This window comes from Natrarchaeobius chitinivorans, assembly GCF_003841505.1.
Lineage (GTDB): Archaea > Halobacteriota > Halobacteria > Halobacteriales > Natrialbaceae > Natrarchaeobius > Natrarchaeobius chitinivorans.
In genome coordinates, this window is the sequence record NZ_REGA01000006.1 from 24,322 (window position 1) to 39,460 (window position 15,139).

General features: G+C 65.1%; 14 protein-coding genes. 6 read left to right on the plus strand and 8 right to left on the minus strand.

The genetic code is table 11. The features are described from left to right. Positions 1 to 83: 83 nt before the first annotated feature. Positions 84 to 737 carry a helix-turn-helix domain-containing protein gene (locus tag EA473_RS08810; protein ID WP_124195294.1) on the minus strand — a complete coding sequence of 218 codons (654 nt, stop codon included), beginning with the start codon at positions 735 to 737 and terminating at the stop codon, positions 84 to 86. Positions 738 to 811: 74 nt separating this feature from the next. Here EA473_RS08810 and EA473_RS08815 point away from each other — a divergent pair, with 74 nt between their 5' ends. After that, positions 812 to 2,188: a cytochrome P450 gene (locus tag EA473_RS08815; protein WP_124195295.1), complete on the plus strand. Its 1,377-nt coding sequence runs from the start codon at positions 812 to 814 to the stop codon at positions 2,186 to 2,188. A 213-nt stretch (positions 2,189 to 2,401) separates the two neighbouring features. Here the strand turns inward: EA473_RS08815 and EA473_RS08820 are convergent, their stop codons facing one another. The 4 genes from EA473_RS08820 to mdh all read right to left on the minus strand — a co-directional run bounded on the left by EA473_RS08820 (position 2,402) and on the right by mdh (position 4,670). Continuing rightward, the gene (locus tag EA473_RS08820) at positions 2,402 to 2,584 is read right to left on the minus strand and encodes a hypothetical protein (protein ID WP_124195296.1); all 183 of its coding nucleotides are present in this window, start codon (positions 2,582 to 2,584) and stop codon (positions 2,402 to 2,404) included. 71 nt (positions 2,585 to 2,655) lie between these two features. Continuing rightward, positions 2,656 to 2,853, minus strand: coding sequence for a helix-turn-helix domain-containing protein (locus tag EA473_RS08825; protein WP_341538992.1), 198 nt, complete (start codon positions 2,851 to 2,853; stop codon positions 2,656 to 2,658). Positions 2,854 to 2,966: 113 nt separating this feature from the next. Beyond that, positions 2,967 to 3,650 carry an HAD family hydrolase gene (locus tag EA473_RS08830; protein WP_124195298.1) on the minus strand — a complete coding sequence of 228 codons (684 nt, stop codon included), beginning with the start codon at positions 3,648 to 3,650 and terminating at the stop codon, positions 2,967 to 2,969. Between the two features lie 105 nt (positions 3,651 to 3,755). Then, positions 3,756 to 4,670 carry a malate dehydrogenase gene (gene mdh, locus EA473_RS08835; protein WP_124195299.1) on the minus strand — a complete coding sequence of 305 codons (915 nt, stop codon included), beginning with the start codon at positions 4,668 to 4,670 and terminating at the stop codon, positions 3,756 to 3,758. Positions 4,671 to 4,871: 201 nt separating this feature from the next. Between mdh and EA473_RS08840 the strand changes: the two genes are divergently transcribed. The 5 genes from EA473_RS08840 (at position 4,872) to EA473_RS08860 (ending at position 10,074) form a co-directional block, all read left to right on the plus strand. Next, positions 4,872 to 6,521 (plus strand): CRTAC1 family protein, encoded by a 1,650-nt coding sequence (locus EA473_RS08840; protein ID WP_124195300.1) that lies wholly within the window; start codon positions 4,872 to 4,874, stop codon positions 6,519 to 6,521. Between the two features lie 95 nt (positions 6,522 to 6,616). Further along, on the plus strand, positions 6,617 to 7,927 hold the full coding sequence (locus EA473_RS08845) for a vanadium-dependent haloperoxidase (RefSeq protein ID WP_124195301.1): 1,311 nt from the start codon (positions 6,617 to 6,619) through the stop codon (positions 7,925 to 7,927). Positions 7,928 to 8,035: 108 nt separating this feature from the next. Beyond that, entirely contained in the window at positions 8,036 to 8,488 is a 453-nt protein-coding gene (locus EA473_RS08850) for a TIGR00725 family protein (RefSeq protein ID WP_124195302.1), read from the plus strand. A gap of 156 nt (positions 8,489 to 8,644) precedes the next feature. Further along, positions 8,645 to 9,181, plus strand: a complete 537-nt coding sequence (locus tag EA473_RS08855) for a hypothetical protein (RefSeq protein ID WP_124195303.1) — start codon at positions 8,645 to 8,647, stop codon at positions 9,179 to 9,181. Between the two features lie 176 nt (positions 9,182 to 9,357). Then, positions 9,358 to 10,074 (plus strand): Sjogren's syndrome/scleroderma autoantigen 1 family protein, encoded by a 717-nt coding sequence (locus EA473_RS08860; protein WP_124195304.1) that lies wholly within the window; start codon positions 9,358 to 9,360, stop codon positions 10,072 to 10,074. Positions 10,075 to 10,079: 5 nt separating this feature from the next. On the opposite strand, the gene EA473_RS08865 is transcribed toward EA473_RS08860, so the two are convergent. The 3 genes from EA473_RS08865 to EA473_RS08875 all read right to left on the minus strand — a co-directional run bounded on the left by EA473_RS08865 (position 10,080) and on the right by EA473_RS08875 (position 15,026). After that, entirely contained in the window at positions 10,080 to 10,496 is a 417-nt protein-coding gene (locus EA473_RS08865; protein ID WP_124195305.1) for a thiol-disulfide oxidoreductase DCC family protein, read from the minus strand. A 47-nt stretch (positions 10,497 to 10,543) separates the two neighbouring features. Continuing rightward, positions 10,544 to 12,136: an HTTM domain-containing protein gene (locus EA473_RS08870; RefSeq protein ID WP_124195306.1), complete on the minus strand. Its 1,593-nt coding sequence runs from the start codon at positions 12,134 to 12,136 to the stop codon at positions 10,544 to 10,546. 421 nt (positions 12,137 to 12,557) lie between these two features. After that, on the minus strand, positions 12,558 to 15,026 hold the full coding sequence (locus tag EA473_RS08875; RefSeq protein ID WP_124195307.1) for a DEAD/DEAH box helicase: 2,469 nt from the start codon (positions 15,024 to 15,026) through the stop codon (positions 12,558 to 12,560). Positions 15,027 to 15,139: the final 113 nt, after the last annotated feature.

The window sequence follows — 15,139 nt, forward strand, 5'->3', positions numbered from 1 at the left end:
TACCGGCGCACCCGCGACCCGTGCGGCGGGTGCGCCGGCAATGACTTACAGTAAACCGTATGACACTCGATCAGCCTTCGTTCTCACCGCCGTAACGCCGCGTCGACGAGTTCCGACTCGACCGTCCGAAGCAGCGTCGACGCCGCGCTTTCCGAACACTCGAGTTCAGCCGCCACGTCGGCGAGCGACCCGCTCCGTGGGACGTCGTAGTAGCCGACGCTCCTCGCGACTTCCATCGCCTCGAACTGCCGGGCGGTCAGTCGACCGGCGAGCGTCTCGGCTTTTCGCTGGTGGTCGCTCACGCGCTCGACCTCGACGCCGACGCCCTCGGGGAACGCCTCGAGCACGCCCGAGAGCGCGTCCGGCTCCCCGAGGACAGTGACGTGGACCGTCTTCCGACCGGTGTAGACGATCGGCGGGACGATCACCAGCCCCGGGACGTCGAACGACCCCATGAACGTCGCGTCGGCCTCCCGGAGATCCATCTCGACGTAGCCGTAGAAACTGTCGTCGTCGACGCGCGTAATGTCGTACCGCCGGACCATCTCGAGGTCCGCTGCGATCTCGGCGAGTCCCTCGTGATCGCCGACGACCAGCGAGAGAAACCGGATCGTCTCCGCCTCCGGATCGATCTCCCAGGAGAGGACTTCCTCCCGAAACGTCGGCTCGGCGGGAACGTTCGCCACTGGCATCTGCATCGACGGCGGGAGTCGCAGCGTGAGGTCGGCAGACCGCATACTCGTCTTTCCAACTTAAAGAAGTTCAGTGCTTCGGGATAACGACGACAGTAGTGGCCACCCACCGTTCGGGTATGAGCGACCCACGACCGACCTCGAGCGCGACGGCATCGGGGCCTCGCGGCCTTCCGCTGATCGGGAGCACGCTCTCGTTCGCCCGCGATCCCCTCGCGCTCCTCGAGTCGAACGCGGAGTACGGCGACGTCGTTCGCTACGAGGCGTTCGGGCGCGACCTCGTCGCGTTCTACGATCCCGACCACGTCGAACAGGTGCTCGTCTCCCGGAGCGACGAGTTCTGGCGCGGCGAGTTCGAACACGAGTTCAGTGACGTCATCGACGTCGAGGGCGTGCTGTTTGCAGAGGGCGAAGAGTGGAAACGCCAGCGGCTCATGTTGCAGTCGGCGTTCACGCCGGATCAGATTCGTTCGTACGCCGACGCGATGGTCGAGGAAACCGTCCGGGCGATCGACGGCTGGACGGACGGCGAGGTCGTCGACCTCGAGGAGGAACTGTCGGCGCTCACGCTCACGGTCCTCGCGCGGTCGCTGTTCGACCTGGAACTCGACGAGGACCGCGGCGCTCGAGTCCGTCGCTGGGTCCACGCGATGAGCGAGTACACGGCCCGCGAGGTGTTCGGCGCTGGCGCGTTGGTGCCTGGGTGGGTGCCGAGTCGGACCGCACGCCGGTTCGAGCACGCGACGGCCGACGTGCGCTCGCTCGTCGAGCAACTGGTGGCCGAGCGCCGCGCGTCGGGTGCCGACGGCGACGACCTGCTGACGCTGCTGTCGACCGGGGAGTACCCCGACGGAACCCGACCCTCGTCGGACGAGATCGGCGATCAGCTCATGACCTTCCTGCTGGCCGGCCACGAGACGACCGCGACCGCGCTCACCTACGCCTGCTGGCTGCTCGCGGGCGACGACGAATCGCGGGAGCGCCTCGAGTCCGAACTCGAGATCGTCTGCGGTGATCGCGATCCGACGATGGCCGACCTCCCCGAACTGGCGGTGACGGAGGCGATCGGACGGGAGGCGATGCGACTGTACCCGCCGCTGCCGTTTCTCCACCGCGAACCCCACGAGGAGACGTCGATCGGCGGCTACCGGATCTCGCCGGGGACGACCGTCCAGCTTCCGATGTACGCCATCCACCGCGACGAGCGGTGGTGGGACGACCCCGACGAGTTTCGACCCGACCGGTGGCTCGAGGGGGAGGGAGCCGATCTGCCGCTCGTCGCCGACCCCGACGACAGGCCCGAGTACGCCTACTTCCCCTTCGGCGGCGGGCCGCGCCACTGCATCGGCATGCGCTTTGCGATGACGGAGCTGCAACTGACGCTTGCGACGCTCGCCCGCCGCGTCGACCTCGAGCGAGTCACCGACTCGATCGAGACGGACGTCGGGATCACGCTCGATCCCGGACTGGTCGAAATGCGAGTGCGGACGAAGTAGTCGACTCTCCGATTTCTTCGATTGAGATAGTGGTCACTGCAGATCAATGCACACCTGATCGCACGATAGCTGTGCGATCAGTGTGAAGAATTGCCCTGCGTCGCCCGATCTGTTTCGATATCCGTTCAACTCATACGGATTGCTGTACCGATGTCCCGGTACACCCGCCGCTCGGATCGCGGGTGCGCCGGGAATGACGGACGGTAAACCGTATCAGTCTTCACGGAGATTGGTGATGTTCGTTTTCTGGATGACCTGCAACTCCGCTGCGCCACACTGACATCCGTTTCTCATCCCGATCGGTTGAATCGTCCCGTCTGGCCACTCTTTCACCGCATAGACGTTGCCGCAGTCGAGACATTCGGCGATCGTTCGATCGCTCTCTCCGCCGGGCATATGTTGTGCTCTTCTTGGTCACGGATCTACGTCAGCACTACTTATGGGTATACAACACTTTTTTAAGCAAGTCACTGATTCGAACCGTCCGTTTCGGGAGGGGTGTTCTCGAGGATGTGTTTCGGCCCCAGACGGAGGCGAGATACGACAGCCTGCGGGGACATTCCGAGTTCGTCGCCGAGTTCTTCCATCGTTACCTGACGGGGGGACTCGAAGTAGCCGCGATCGGACGCACGTACCAGCGTCTCTTTCTGGGGGTCAGGAATCACGCCGTGTATACACCACGACTCGAGGACGGTATTTCCAGACCGATCGCGGAACGTCTCTCCAGAGCGACTCGAGAACTATGTCCGCACGTACTGATCTCGACGAAACCGGATACTCAGGAGCGTCCACGCCGTCCATCGCCGCACACGAGATCCGCGACGTCGTGGAGGTCCCCGAGGTCGTAGGTCGGCGCGACCTCGAGTTCCGTCTCCCGGCAGTGGGGCCGGCGGACGAACGCCGACTCGAGTCCGGCTCGCGTTGCGGCGACGATGTCGCTCTCGCTGTCACCCACGTACAGCACCGATTCGGCCGCGAGGTCTGCCATCGCCCGCTCGAGGTAGTGCGTGTTCGGCTTTTTCAATTCGAGACTCTCGATCGTCATCTCGCGGCCGTAGTACGTCTCGAAGGCGGGTTCGAGGCCGAACTGCGTCAAGACGTACTCGATCGTCGTGTGGTGGTTGTTGCTGACGACGCCGCAGTCGACCGGAAGGTCGGTGATCGCGGACACGTCGTCGTACCGACCGCGGACGCCTCGCTCGAACTCGTCCAGTTGGGACCGCTCGTCGTGGTGCTCTCGAGCCTCCCAGAACGTTTCGGGATCGAGGTCGTAGGCCGCACAGATCCCCTCGAGTTCCTCGACGGTGATGCCGTCGACGACGGCCTCGACGTGTCGTCGGTCGGGGTCGTCGACGCCGACTTCGCGGAACGCGGCTCGCGTGGCTGTCGACTGCGTCTCGGCTGGCGGGGGCTCGACGAGGACACCGTCGCTGTCGAACAACACTGCGTCGTACGCTGTCACGCCGGATCGGTACGCAAACGTATCAGTTGAACGTTGCGATCGCGCTCGTCCGCTGGTTCCGGCGATCGAACTGCGGGAGGTGAAAGCGGGGGAGAGAAAGCCGGATTACGCGATTTTGTCGTACTGCTCGGAGAGCTTCTCGGCGGCTTCGCCGAGCTGGTTGCGCTCGAACTCGGTGAGGTCCCACTCGACGACCTCTTCGACGCCGTTCGAGCCGAGTTTGACGGGAACGCCGAATGCGGTGTCCTCGTGGCCGAACTCGCCCTCGAGTGTGACGCTTGCGGGCAACACTTCGCCCGTGTCGCGAAGAATCGCCTCGACCATGTGGCCGACGCCGGTCGCCGGGCCCCACTCGGTCGCGCCCTTCTTCTCGATGACGTTCATCGCCGAGGTCTGGAGTTCCTCCAAGAGTTCCTCCTTCTCGTCGTCGGTGAACTTGAGATCCCGACCGTCGACGCGGACCTTCGAGAAGACGGGCACCTGGGCGTCGCCGTGTTCGCCGAGGATCGTCGCCTCGACGTTCTGGACGGGTGCGTCGTAGCGCTGGGAGATGACGTACCGGAATCGTGCGGAGTCGAGTCGGCCGCCGAAGCCGATCACTTGCTCGCGGGCGCGGTCGCCGGCCTCGTAGAGGTGGCGGTTGAGCAGATCGACCGGGTTCGACGTGGTGACGGTGATGAAGTCGTCGTTGTGCTCGGCGAGCGAGGAGCCGATGTCCTCCATGATCGGTGCGTTGTCGCCCGCGAGGTCGATCCGGGTCTGACCCGGCTGGCGCGGAATGCCGGCGGTGATGACGACGACGTCCGAACCCGCGGTGTCGGCGTAGTCGCCCTGACGGATCGTCGTGTTCGAGTCGTAGGCTGCGCCGTGGTTGGTGTCGGCTGCCTGTCCGACCGTCGTGTCCTCCTGGTCCGGGATGTCCACGAAAACGAGTTCGTCTGCGATATCCCGAAGCGCGATGTTGTAGCCTGCGGCGGCCCCGACCGTTCCAGCCGCGCCGACCACGCTAACTTTCGTCATACCACGTAACGATCCGCCTGCCCCCGCGTTAAATCCGTCGAATCGGGCTTTCTCGAGCGGTTTGACGAATATAATGACGTCGATCGTCGAAAGTCGAGTCCACTCTCGGAAGCGAACCGTCCGATATCTCATCGCTCGTGAGGGGTCGAATCAATTGATTTATAATGCCTAACCAACATCTACCGTGTTGTGCGTTACCTAATGGGGATGGGTGCGGTCGTGCTCGCTGTCATTGTGATGGGCTGTGTCGGTGTCCCCGTCCAGGACGTCGACGGACACGGGGCCGAAGAGCCGACGACGGACGACTACGGCTTCGAGGAAGTCGCGACCGAACGCGGCCTCGAGTACGAGTCGATCAACATCGGTGCCGTAAACGGGAACGACGGCGTCTACGCTGTCGACTACACGAACTCCCGTGAGACGGATCTCCTGGCGATCGGTGGCGGTGAACCGGTTCTGTTCGAGAATACTGGTGGCGAGTTCGAGCGCTCCGGGGACCTCCCGCCGGTCGAGGGAACGGCTCAGGGGGCGTTGTTTTTCGATCACGACAACGACGGCTGGGAGGATCTGCTCCTGTTGCGCCGCGGCGGAACGCCGGTCTTTTTCGAAAACGACGAGGGGACGTTCCGCGAGCGCGACGTCGGCTTCGACGACGAGTTCGTCGTTCCCGTCTCGGCGAGCGCCGCCGACGCGACCGGCAACGGCTGTCCCGACGTGTTCGTACTCGATTACGGCGACTGGCTCGACGAGCACCCCCGGGGCTGGCACTACCAGCTCGACTTCCCCGCCGAGGAGGACAACGGAGAACTCAACGCCCTCTACACCGGCGACTGCGGCGAGTTCGACAGAGTCGACGACGCGGGAATCGAAGGCGAACACTGGAGCATGGCCACTAGCTTCGTCGACCTGACTGGCGACGGCCACCCGGACATCCACGTCGCCAACGACTACTTCGAGGACGAGATCTACTACAACCGGGGCGACGGCACGTTCGACCGGGAGTACCTCGGCAACGAGACGAACCGGAACGGAATGTCCTCGAGTACCGCCGACGTCACCGGCGACGGGCAACTCGAGATATTCGTGACGAACATCTACTACCCCCGCGATCGGTGGGGCGAACTACCCGACACGCAACGGCAACTGTTCGTCGATTTCATGACCGCACGCATCGGCGACCGCAATCAGGGCAACAACCTCCTCGTTCGCACTGACGAGGGCTTCGTCGATCAGGGCGAAGAGCGCGGACTGAACGAGGGTGGCTGGGGCTGGGGCGCTGCCGTCGAGGACTTCGACGGCGACGGGCAGGTCGACGTCTTCCACGCGACGCAGTTTCAGGCGCGTTTCGACGAGGGCCAGCCGACGTTCGTGCGGCCGATGGTGTTCGCCCAGCAAAACGGCCAGTTCCACCGACTCGACGCGAGCGAACTCGGCCTCGAGGAGGTCGACGAGCGCGGCGTCGCCGCCCTCGATTTCGACTCGAGCGGCTCGATGGACGTCGCCGTCGCCGGGAGCCGGGCAAGCTACCGCCTCTACAGCAACGACGCCGAGCAGGGAGACAGCCTGCAGGTCGTCGTGGGCGGTGCCGAAGACCTCGACCACACGACGCTCGGAACGACTGTGGAAGCGACCGTCGACGGCGACTCCCAGCTTCGGGTTCGCAACGCCAGAGCGGATTACCAGTCCCAGGACACCCGAACGCTACACTTCGGCTTCGGCGAGGCCGACACGGTCGACGAACTCCGGGTGACGTGGCCCGACGGAACCGAACTGACGCTCGAGGACGTCGAAACCGGCCAACGGATACACGTGACCCCCGACGGTATCGACGAGCGGCGATCGTACGCCTAGACCGTGACCAGACCGACCCGCGATGACCGGACCGAACCCACGATGACCGGACCGAACCCACGATGACCAGACCGAACTCACGACTGCACACCGGGATGGATCGCGCGACGAACGATCGATCGTCTTCACGAAGCAGGCGCTCGTTTCTCGCCGCCGCGGGGACCGCGGGACTCCTCTGTGTCGCGGGCTGTACCGAGGTCATCGGCGCGGCGGAGCCGACAGACGACCCGCTGTGTCTGTGGAACGAACGGTTCATCGAGGGCATCCAGCACTTTCGCGGCGGAAACATCGCCCCGACGCGTCGCGGTGCGTTGCTCAACGTCGCGACGTTCGACGCGATAAACGGCGTCCACGCCGCCGCCGGCGACGACCACTTCGAGCCGTACCTGGCGGATCCGTCCGCCGCACCCGCGGACGCGTCGCCGGTCGCAGCGCTCGCCGGAGCGGCCCACGAGACGATGGCGGAACTGTACGGAAGCGAGTTCGAGCCCGCCCTCGAGGCGACGCTCGCGGCCAGCGAGGGCGGAGACGTCGATGCGGGCGAACGGTGGGGCCGCGAAGTGGCGACGGAACTGCTGGCCCACCGCGACGACGAGTACGCGACCGAAATCTACGTTCCCTGCGAGGATTCGACCCAGCCCGGCTGTTTCCGCGGGGACTGGAATCCGGTCCACGCCCACGTCGACCCGTGGACGATGAACGCGCGCGATCAGTTTCGTCCGGACGGGCCGCCGCCGCTCGAGAGCGAGGTCTACGCCGATTCCTGGTGGGAGGTGTACGAACGCGGTAACGACGCGGCAGAGCGGCCCCAGGAACACGTCGACGTCGCGGGCTTCTGGCGCGGTGCGCCGGGATCACCCAGGCCGCCGAATATGTGGAACGTCATCGCCCAGCGACTCGTCGTCGAGGAGGATCTCTCGCTGCTCGAGGAGGCCAGGCTGTTCGCACTGGTGAGTCTGGCGCTTGTCGACGCCGGTATCTCGGGGTCGGAGTCCAAGTACGAGTTCGGTTTCTGGCGACCCCGGACGGCGATTCACGAGGCCGACCGCGACGGGAACCCGGAAACCGAGGCCGACGGAACGTGGTCCCCGCTTGCCGCCGGCGGATCGCCGGAGTACAGTTCGACGCTCGCGGCCTACGGCGGTGCGGCCTGTCACGTCCTCGAGGGAGTCCTCGGCGGCGGCGACTACTCCTTCGAACTGGGCGGCGACATCCGAACCGGCACTTCCGGCGAGGACGAGGGCGTGGTCCGCTCGTTCGACAGCCTCGCTGACGCGCTCTCCGAGTCGGTCGATAGCCGGATCTACGTCGGGAACCACTTCCGGTTCACGATGGAGGACAGCCGCGAGCAGGGCGAACGGATCGGCGAGTGGATTCTCGCCAACTACCTCCGGCCGCTCGAGTGACTGAGACGGATTGCTGTAACTGTGTACCGGAGGGACCGCGACTCTGCGGTCACAGGGTGAATCGGACCAATCGACCGTCTGAAGAACTCCCGCTCCCAACGGGGTCGTATGCGCGCAAGCGTCGTCGGTGGCGGAACGATCACGGACAGCGAACGGGCCCTCGCCGAAGCGATCGGTCGCGAACTCGCGGCTCGAGGGCACACGGTGGTCTGTGGCGGACTGGGCGGCACGATGGCGGCCGTCTGTCGCGGTGCCAAACGTGAAGATGGAACGACGATCGGCATTCTCCCCGGCGACAATCCGGAGGCGGCCAACGAGCACGTCGACGTTTCGATCGCGACCGGACTCGGCCACGCCAGGAACGCGCTCGTTCCGCTCAACGGCGACGCCGTCGTCGCGCTCGCGGGCAGCGCCGGCACCCTCTCCGAAATCGGATTCGCGGCGGTCTACGATAGACCGATCGTCGGCCTCGGCACCCACGAGATCGACGCCCTCGAGATCGAGGTCGTAGAGACGCCCGAGGCGGCGGTCGAGGCGCTCGAGGACGCCGTTTCCGGATAACTGTTGCGCAGGTCGTTCGGGTCGTGGGAAGGTCGGAGCCGTCCTCGAGCGTCGCCGTTTCACAGCTTCGACCGGAACTGTCCTCGAGTGCGTTGCTGGCGTCCTCGAGCGTGGGAAAATGCAACCTATATAGTGTCAGACTGTTAACTATCGATCGTGAACCGCAGAGCCCTCCTCCGGGCCGGCGCTGTCGGGGTGGTCGGTGCGACCGCCGGGTGTCTCGACGCCGTCTCCCGGATCACCTGGAGTGCCGGCGTCGGGTCGCTCCATCGTCCCGGCGACGTCACCATCGACGACCGCGATCCGTCGGACGACGGCGGTATCGCGGCGATTCTCATCGACGAAAGCGAGACGGACCGAATCGCGGGAACCGAAGCAGCCCCCGACTTCGCTCGCGAAACCGACTTCGAGTCGTACGGCCTCGTTGTCGTCCAGATCAACCGACCCGCCGCGGACGCCGCGTCACTCTCGTTCGAACTGGGCGGACCGGAGCGCGCCGGCCTCCGCGGACTGTCCACGGTCGTCGACGTCGAGCCGTGGGGCGACCTCCCCGACTCGCTCGCCGATGCCGAGGGACTCGAGTACACCGTCGCACAGCAGTTCGATCGGCCGAACCGGTTCGTCCCCCGGTCCGCAACGATCACCCTCCAGGATCCGGACGGCGGTCGTCTCGGTCGCCTCGAGGCGGTGTGATCGACCGACCGGCAATCCTCCAGAGCCCGGTGACAGAGCGACCGACTGTTGTTCTCGTCGTTCTCGGAGAGTCGACACGGTGTCGCCGTTCGGGCTCGCCTCCCCAGCGGACGATCGTTTCTGCCGATAGCGAACGCTTCGCAGCTTTTTCGACGGTCGACGACGTTACGGAAGGTATGAGCGACTTCGACAAGGAAGCCGAGCGCGAAAAGCTCCGCGAGAAGTACGAACGCGACAAGAAAGAACGCGAGGCCACCCAGCGGATGAGCGATCTCCTGCTCAAGGGGGCGACGATGACGAACTCCCACTGTGGCACCTGCGGCGATCCGCTGTTTCAACAGGACGGAACGACGTTCTGTCCGAGCTGTCACGGTACCCCCGACGCCGTCGAGGGGACCGACCTCGAGGCCCAGCCGGCCGAACAACCGCCGGCAGAGACGGGGCCGTCCGACGCCGCCGGCGACGGCCCGACCGAGGAAACGGACGGGGCGAACGCGGGATCGACGGCGGACCCACCGTACGGATCGGCGACGATCGAACTCGAGGATCGCGGGGACGAACCCGTCACATCCTCTCGGTCGACGGAGGAGGGGCCGTCCGACGATCGTTCGGCCGATCAGGCCACGCCGCGCGGCGGCGACGAGGCGGTCCGGTCGTCGAAAACGGAGACGGGGTCCGGCCGCTCCCCGCCGCGCTCGAGCGAGACCACGACCCGGCGGTCGTCGTCCACGCCGCCGGCGGTCGACGGCGACCTCGAGACGGCTCGGGACTCGCTGGTTCGTGCCCTCGAGAAGTTCGCCCGCGAAGCCGCCGAAACTGACGACCCCCGGTACGCGACCGAGTGTCTCGAGGCCGCTCGAGAGGCGAGCGAGACGCTGAACACGCTACGGTAACGCTTTCAGTCCAGAAACCGCGAGCGAACGTCCTCGCTCGGCATCATACACTGGTCTTTCTTGCCCCACACGCGGTACCGGTTCGCCGCGACGACGTCGTACCCCCAGTTGCGAAGCCGTTGTGGGAGCAAGCGGAGGGGTCGTGCGAGTGCGTAGATTCCGCCGAGAAGGGAGGCGATCCGGATGACTGCGGCGGATTTCACGTACGCAGAATTCCCCTCGATCAACACGATCGAATCCAGGTCGTGGTCGTCGAGACCGTACTCGGCGACCAGCCGCTCGCCGACGTCGGACTGGAGGGAGGCGAAGTAGAAAACCCCGTCCGGGTCTCGAGGGATGAGAAACTGTACGAATCCGGTACAGAGGTTACAGACGCCGTCGAAGAGGACGATCGCCCCGTCGTCCGGTATATCTTCGCTCATCGCGTTGTTCGCACGTACGGGAAGACGCCAGTTCAGGGTTCCGGTCGCTACAGATCGTCCGGCGGCGGTGCAATCTCTTCCGGTTCGTTGTCGCCGCAGGCGTTTTGCTGGATCAGGTACGCGTTTCGCTCCCGGTTTTCGTGGTCGCTGATCGTCTCCATCGTGATGTCTTCGGTCACCTGATACATGTTCACGTGGGTCAACTCGATGCCGTGTTCTTCCTCCCACGTCTCGCAGATGTGTTCGGCGAGGACAGTCGGCACGTCGTTACTCGAGCCGCCGCGTCGGACGCTGTTCATGTAGAACCGTTCGCGATACGTGCCGTACTGTTTCTGTAGTTCGTCGCCCGGTCTGTCGTAGGTCATCGGGCGTTCGTTGTAGACGTCGATCAGGTCCCCGTCGGCGGTTCTGGCCGGGAAGACGTAGTACCGATCGGTCGTTCGCGGCGTGGGCGCGAACACCGTCCACGACGGCTGGTGGGCGGCGACTTTCGACGCCACGCCGCTGATCTCGTCGTCGGGATTTACGTCGTCGCCGACGACTGCGCCCATCGGAGCGTGGGCAAAGAGCAGGAAGACGACCATCGAGGCGGCGACGACCGCGAGGCTCACGTCGTACGCCGCCGATTTCACCTGTCGCTGTTGCTCGCTATCGAGTCGGAGCGACGGGACGGACGCGGCGACCCGTTCCAGTCGAGAGAACGGTTCCGTAAGGCGGGAGGGGTCGACGTTCGCGTACCGAAGCAGCGTCTTTCCGTCCTCCCAGACCTGTGCCTGGAAGAACAGGAGCAATCCGGCCCACGCGACGTAGGGAAACGCCCCGATCCGAACCGTGACGGCGAACGTCGCGTGGCCGCCGACGAACAGCAACGCAAAGAGCATCCGCTTTCGGCCGACGAGCAGGAGAAGGAGCCACGAGAACAACAACATGTAGTACCACTTCAGACCGCCGAGCTGGAGCAGCGTCGGGAACTGCCGGATCGGTTCGGCGAGGAAAAACGTCATGTCGTCGAGTCCCAGAATCTGTGGCGTCGCCTCCCCGCTGGTCCACAGTTCGGACTCCATCTTGTGGACCCCGTTGTGGAAGTACATGTAGACCATCTGGAACAGTATTAGCGCGGAGGCGGCGCTCGCGATGCTCGCTCGAGGCTCCCGATCGGCGTGAACGGCGTCGATCGACCACCGTTCGCCGAGCGGGAGGAAGATCGCCCAGAACAGGAGCAACCGGAACAGGATGTCGGCGTAACTCGTCACCAGCGGGTTGTGATAGTCGAGCGAGATGACGAACAGAAAGGAGAGAACCGTCGCGATACGAGTCTTGTAGCCGACGATCAACTGGATGGCGATGAGCCCTTGCAGGACGAACAGCGCGGCGATCAGCGTCGGATCCGTCGTGAAGTGATAGAACGAGAACGCGCCGTCGACGGTCATATCCTGAGCGAGCGACTGCGGGACGACGCCGTCGTTCCTGTAGTAAAACGAAAAGTTCCGACTCCGGAGAAACAGGTCGGCGACGATGAGCAATCCGACGAACACCCGGAACACGGCGAGGGTTCGCGTATCGATCCGGACGCGATCCTCGAGACCGCGCCGAACCCGCGCCAGTTGGTCCGAACGCGAGGCGGAGAACTCCGGTATCATTGATTCGTGACCGTCGAACCGGCGGGTATCCGGCCGGCGTGTGCGTCTCGAATCGGTCCGTTCGTGGTCGCTGTCTGGATCGTCATCGTGAGGGGATCAGTTCGCACTCGAGTCCCGATCCGTGTGATCGAGCGAATCCCGATCGGGAGTCGGCCATCGGTGCCGACGCTGGAGGGCGGATCGGGCGTCTCCCGAAGTATCGAGAGCCGTTCGATATATATTTTCCGTTCACCGTCGTTCGGACTGATTCCGACGACTCGTCACCGGCGGGCGGTCTCCGACGGGCTGTTGTCTCGGCGTCTCGATCCGGATGGAGTGTGGCCCACGTACTGGGGGATTGCGCCCGCTTTCGCGGCCACGCCGCCGCTCGAGGAGCGTCTCGTAATTCTCCGGCGACCGAGATCGTCTTCGCTTCCCGCGGTCACTTCGACCCCGTGTACTCGCTGCCGATGACCTCGCGCATTCGCTCGGCGGTCACCTGGCCGACGCCGTCGGCCGCCTGCAACTCGTCCTCGGTCGCGATCATCACCGCCTCGACGGTGCCGAACTCCTCGAGCAGCGAGCGGGCGGTGACGGGTCCGATCTCGGCGATCGAGGAGACGACGTACTCCTGTTGCTCCGCGAGCGTCTTGGTCCCCTTCTCGCCGTGAACCGATACCTCGCGGTCGGCGGTCTCCTGTTCGCGAGCCGCGATCACCGCGAGCAGTTCCGTCGTTTCGTCCTCGCCGTCGGTTCGCAGGATGCTCGCGTCGAAGTCGACCGCCAGACTCGAGAGCGCACCCCGTATCGCGTTCGGGTGGACGTCGCGCTGGTCGTACAGCCCGTCGCCCTCGACGACGACGATCGGTCGCGAGTAGTGTCGGGCCATGGCTCCGACCTGCTCGAACAGCGACCGGTCGCCGTCCAGAAGCGAGTCGACGAAGTCCGCCACCGACTTGCGCTCGACGACGACGCGATCGGAGCAGACGTAGTCGCCGACCTCGAGCGTCTCGAGGCGAATGTCGATCTCGTCTCGCCTCGAGAGCTCCCGTGCGATGTTCGCGTCCATCTCGCGCTGGTCGGCGACGATCTCGACGGTATCGCCGTCGGCCGACGGCTCGTGCGTTTCGACCTCGTCGTCGCCGTCGTCCCCTGCGCTTCCTTCGTCCTCGCCGTTCGAACCCGCGTTTTCGCCGGCGAACTCCTGCAATCCGGGCTGGTTCCCAGCCCCCTCGCTTCCACTGGAAGAGTCGGTGACTGCATCGGGTTTCCCGGCGTCGCCGTCCACTTTCGCTACGCTCTCGCTCGCGCCGTCGAAGTCGGCGAGTGACTGCTGGGAGTCGTCGAGTTCGGCCTCGAGGTCGTCGGCCATTCCCTTGAGATCCCGGAGTTCCCGTTCCATCTCTTTCTCGCGCCGCCGGGAGATCCAGAAGTAGGCTTCGTCGCGGGTATCGTCCGCCATGAGGACGACGACACGGCCCTCCGACTGACGTCCGGTACGTCCCTTCCGCTGGATCGACCGGATGGCGGTGGGGACGGGTTCGTAAAAGAGGACGAGATCGACCTCGGGAACGTCGAGTCCCTCTTCGGCGACGGAGGTCGAGACGAGCACCTCGAACTCGCCCGCCCGGAAGTCGTCGAGGACCTCCTGTTGCTGGTTCTGGGTCATCCCGTCGGAGCCCTCGCGGTCGCCCTGTCCGACGAAGCGCTTCGCCTCGAAGCTCTCGGAGAGAAACGCCGTCAGCGCCTCTGCCGTGTCGCGGGATTCGGTGAAGACGATGACGCGCTCGCCGCCCTCGAGACCCAGCGTCTCGGCCAGCAGCATCCGCGCCTTCCGGTATTTTGGGTGGAGTTCGTCGAAACTCTCCGCGCGGCGCATCGCCTCGCGAACCCGCGGATCGGAGACCATCCGCTGGCTGGCTTTCGACGCCCCCGAAGACCGGGCCTGGTTGCGCTGGCGCTCGAAGTACCGCCGGAGGGCTTCGACGCTCTGGGTTTCGACGAGCGTGACCGCTTGCCTGAGTTTCATCACCTCCGCGTGGATCGACATCCCCTCGAACCCCTTCGACTGGTCGTTGTCGATCAACTCCTGTAGCTGGGCACGCATCCGGTTCAGGTCCTTCTGGGACTGGTCCGGCTGGGTCGAACTCGCGATCCCGAGTTCCTTCAGCGACTCGAGGCGGTCGGTGATCACCTCGTTCAACGCGTCCCGGATCTCTATGACCTCCTCGGGGAGGTCGATGCGCTCCCACTCGACGTCGGTGTCGTGAGTGAACTCGGCGACGTCGGCGTCCTCCTCGGTCATCACCTCGACCTCCGCGATACCGAGGTTCTCACAGACCTCGAGGATCGCCTCCTCGTCGCCGCCGGGAGAGGCGGACATTCCGGTGACGAGCGGCCGCTCGGCGTCGGTGTGATAGCGCTCCGCGATGTAGTTGTACGCGTAGTCGCCGGTCGCGCGGTGGCACTCGTCGAAAGTCAAGTGGGTCACGTCGGCCAGCGAGATGCGGCTCCCGACGAGGTCGTTTTCGATCACCTGCGGCGTCGCCATCACGACCGTCGCATCGGCCCACATCTCGGCGCGGTCGTCCGGACTGACGTCGCCCGTGAAGACGACGATCTCGTCGTCCGGAATCCGCAGCGCCTCGCGATAAAAGTCCGCGTGTTGCTGGACGAGCGGCTTCGTCGGTGCGAGCATCAGCGACGTGCCGCCGACCTCCTCGAGCCGGCGGGCGGTGACCAGCAGGCTCACGGTCGTCTTTCCCAGCCCCGTCGGCAGGCAGACGAGCGTGTGGTGGTTCGCCGCCGTGCCCGCCAGCTTCAACTGGTAGAGCCGACGCTCGAGGAAGTCGGACTCGAGAAGCGGATGCTCGATCGACGGTGGTTCGCCGCTCTCGTCCGTCGTTGCCATTGTCGCCAGTTCATCCTCGCTTCGAATAAGGGTTCCCGTACCGCGGTGAAAGTATAGCGGGCGACGCCGTACGCCGGCAGTGGCTCTTTCGGCGCAGTCATCGAGTGAAAACA

What these genes read in the sequence shown, in the direction of transcription:
- EA473_RS08810 (WP_124195294.1), bottom strand. Translation starts at nt 737, where the DNA reads ATGCGGTCTGCCGACCTCACGCTGCGACTCCCGCCGTCGATGCAGATG.
- EA473_RS08815 (WP_124195295.1), top strand. Translation starts at nt 812, where the DNA reads ATGAGCGACCCACGACCGACCTCGAGCGCGACGGCATCGGGGCCTCGC.
- EA473_RS08820 (WP_124195296.1), bottom strand. Translation starts at nt 2,584, where the DNA reads ATGCCCGGCGGAGAGAGCGATCGAACGATCGCCGAATGTCTCGACTGC.
- mdh (WP_124195299.1), bottom strand. Translation starts at nt 4,670, where the DNA reads ATGACGAAAGTTAGCGTGGTCGGCGCGGCTGGAACGGTCGGGGCCGCC.
- EA473_RS08840 (WP_124195300.1), top strand. Translation starts at nt 4,872, where the DNA reads ATGGGGATGGGTGCGGTCGTGCTCGCTGTCATTGTGATGGGCTGTGTC.
- EA473_RS08845 (WP_124195301.1), top strand. Translation starts at nt 6,617, where the DNA reads ATGGATCGCGCGACGAACGATCGATCGTCTTCACGAAGCAGGCGCTCG.
- EA473_RS08850 (WP_124195302.1), top strand. Translation starts at nt 8,036, where the DNA reads ATGCGCGCAAGCGTCGTCGGTGGCGGAACGATCACGGACAGCGAACGG.
- EA473_RS08860 (WP_124195304.1), top strand. Translation starts at nt 9,358, where the DNA reads ATGAGCGACTTCGACAAGGAAGCCGAGCGCGAAAAGCTCCGCGAGAAG.
- EA473_RS08865 (WP_124195305.1), bottom strand. Translation starts at nt 10,496, where the DNA reads ATGAGCGAAGATATACCGGACGACGGGGCGATCGTCCTCTTCGACGGC.
- EA473_RS08870 (WP_124195306.1), bottom strand. Translation starts at nt 12,136, where the DNA reads ATGATACCGGAGTTCTCCGCCTCGCGTTCGGACCAACTGGCGCGGGTT.
- EA473_RS08875 (WP_124195307.1), bottom strand. Translation starts at nt 15,026, where the DNA reads ATGGCAACGACGGACGAGAGCGGCGAACCACCGTCGATCGAGCATCCG.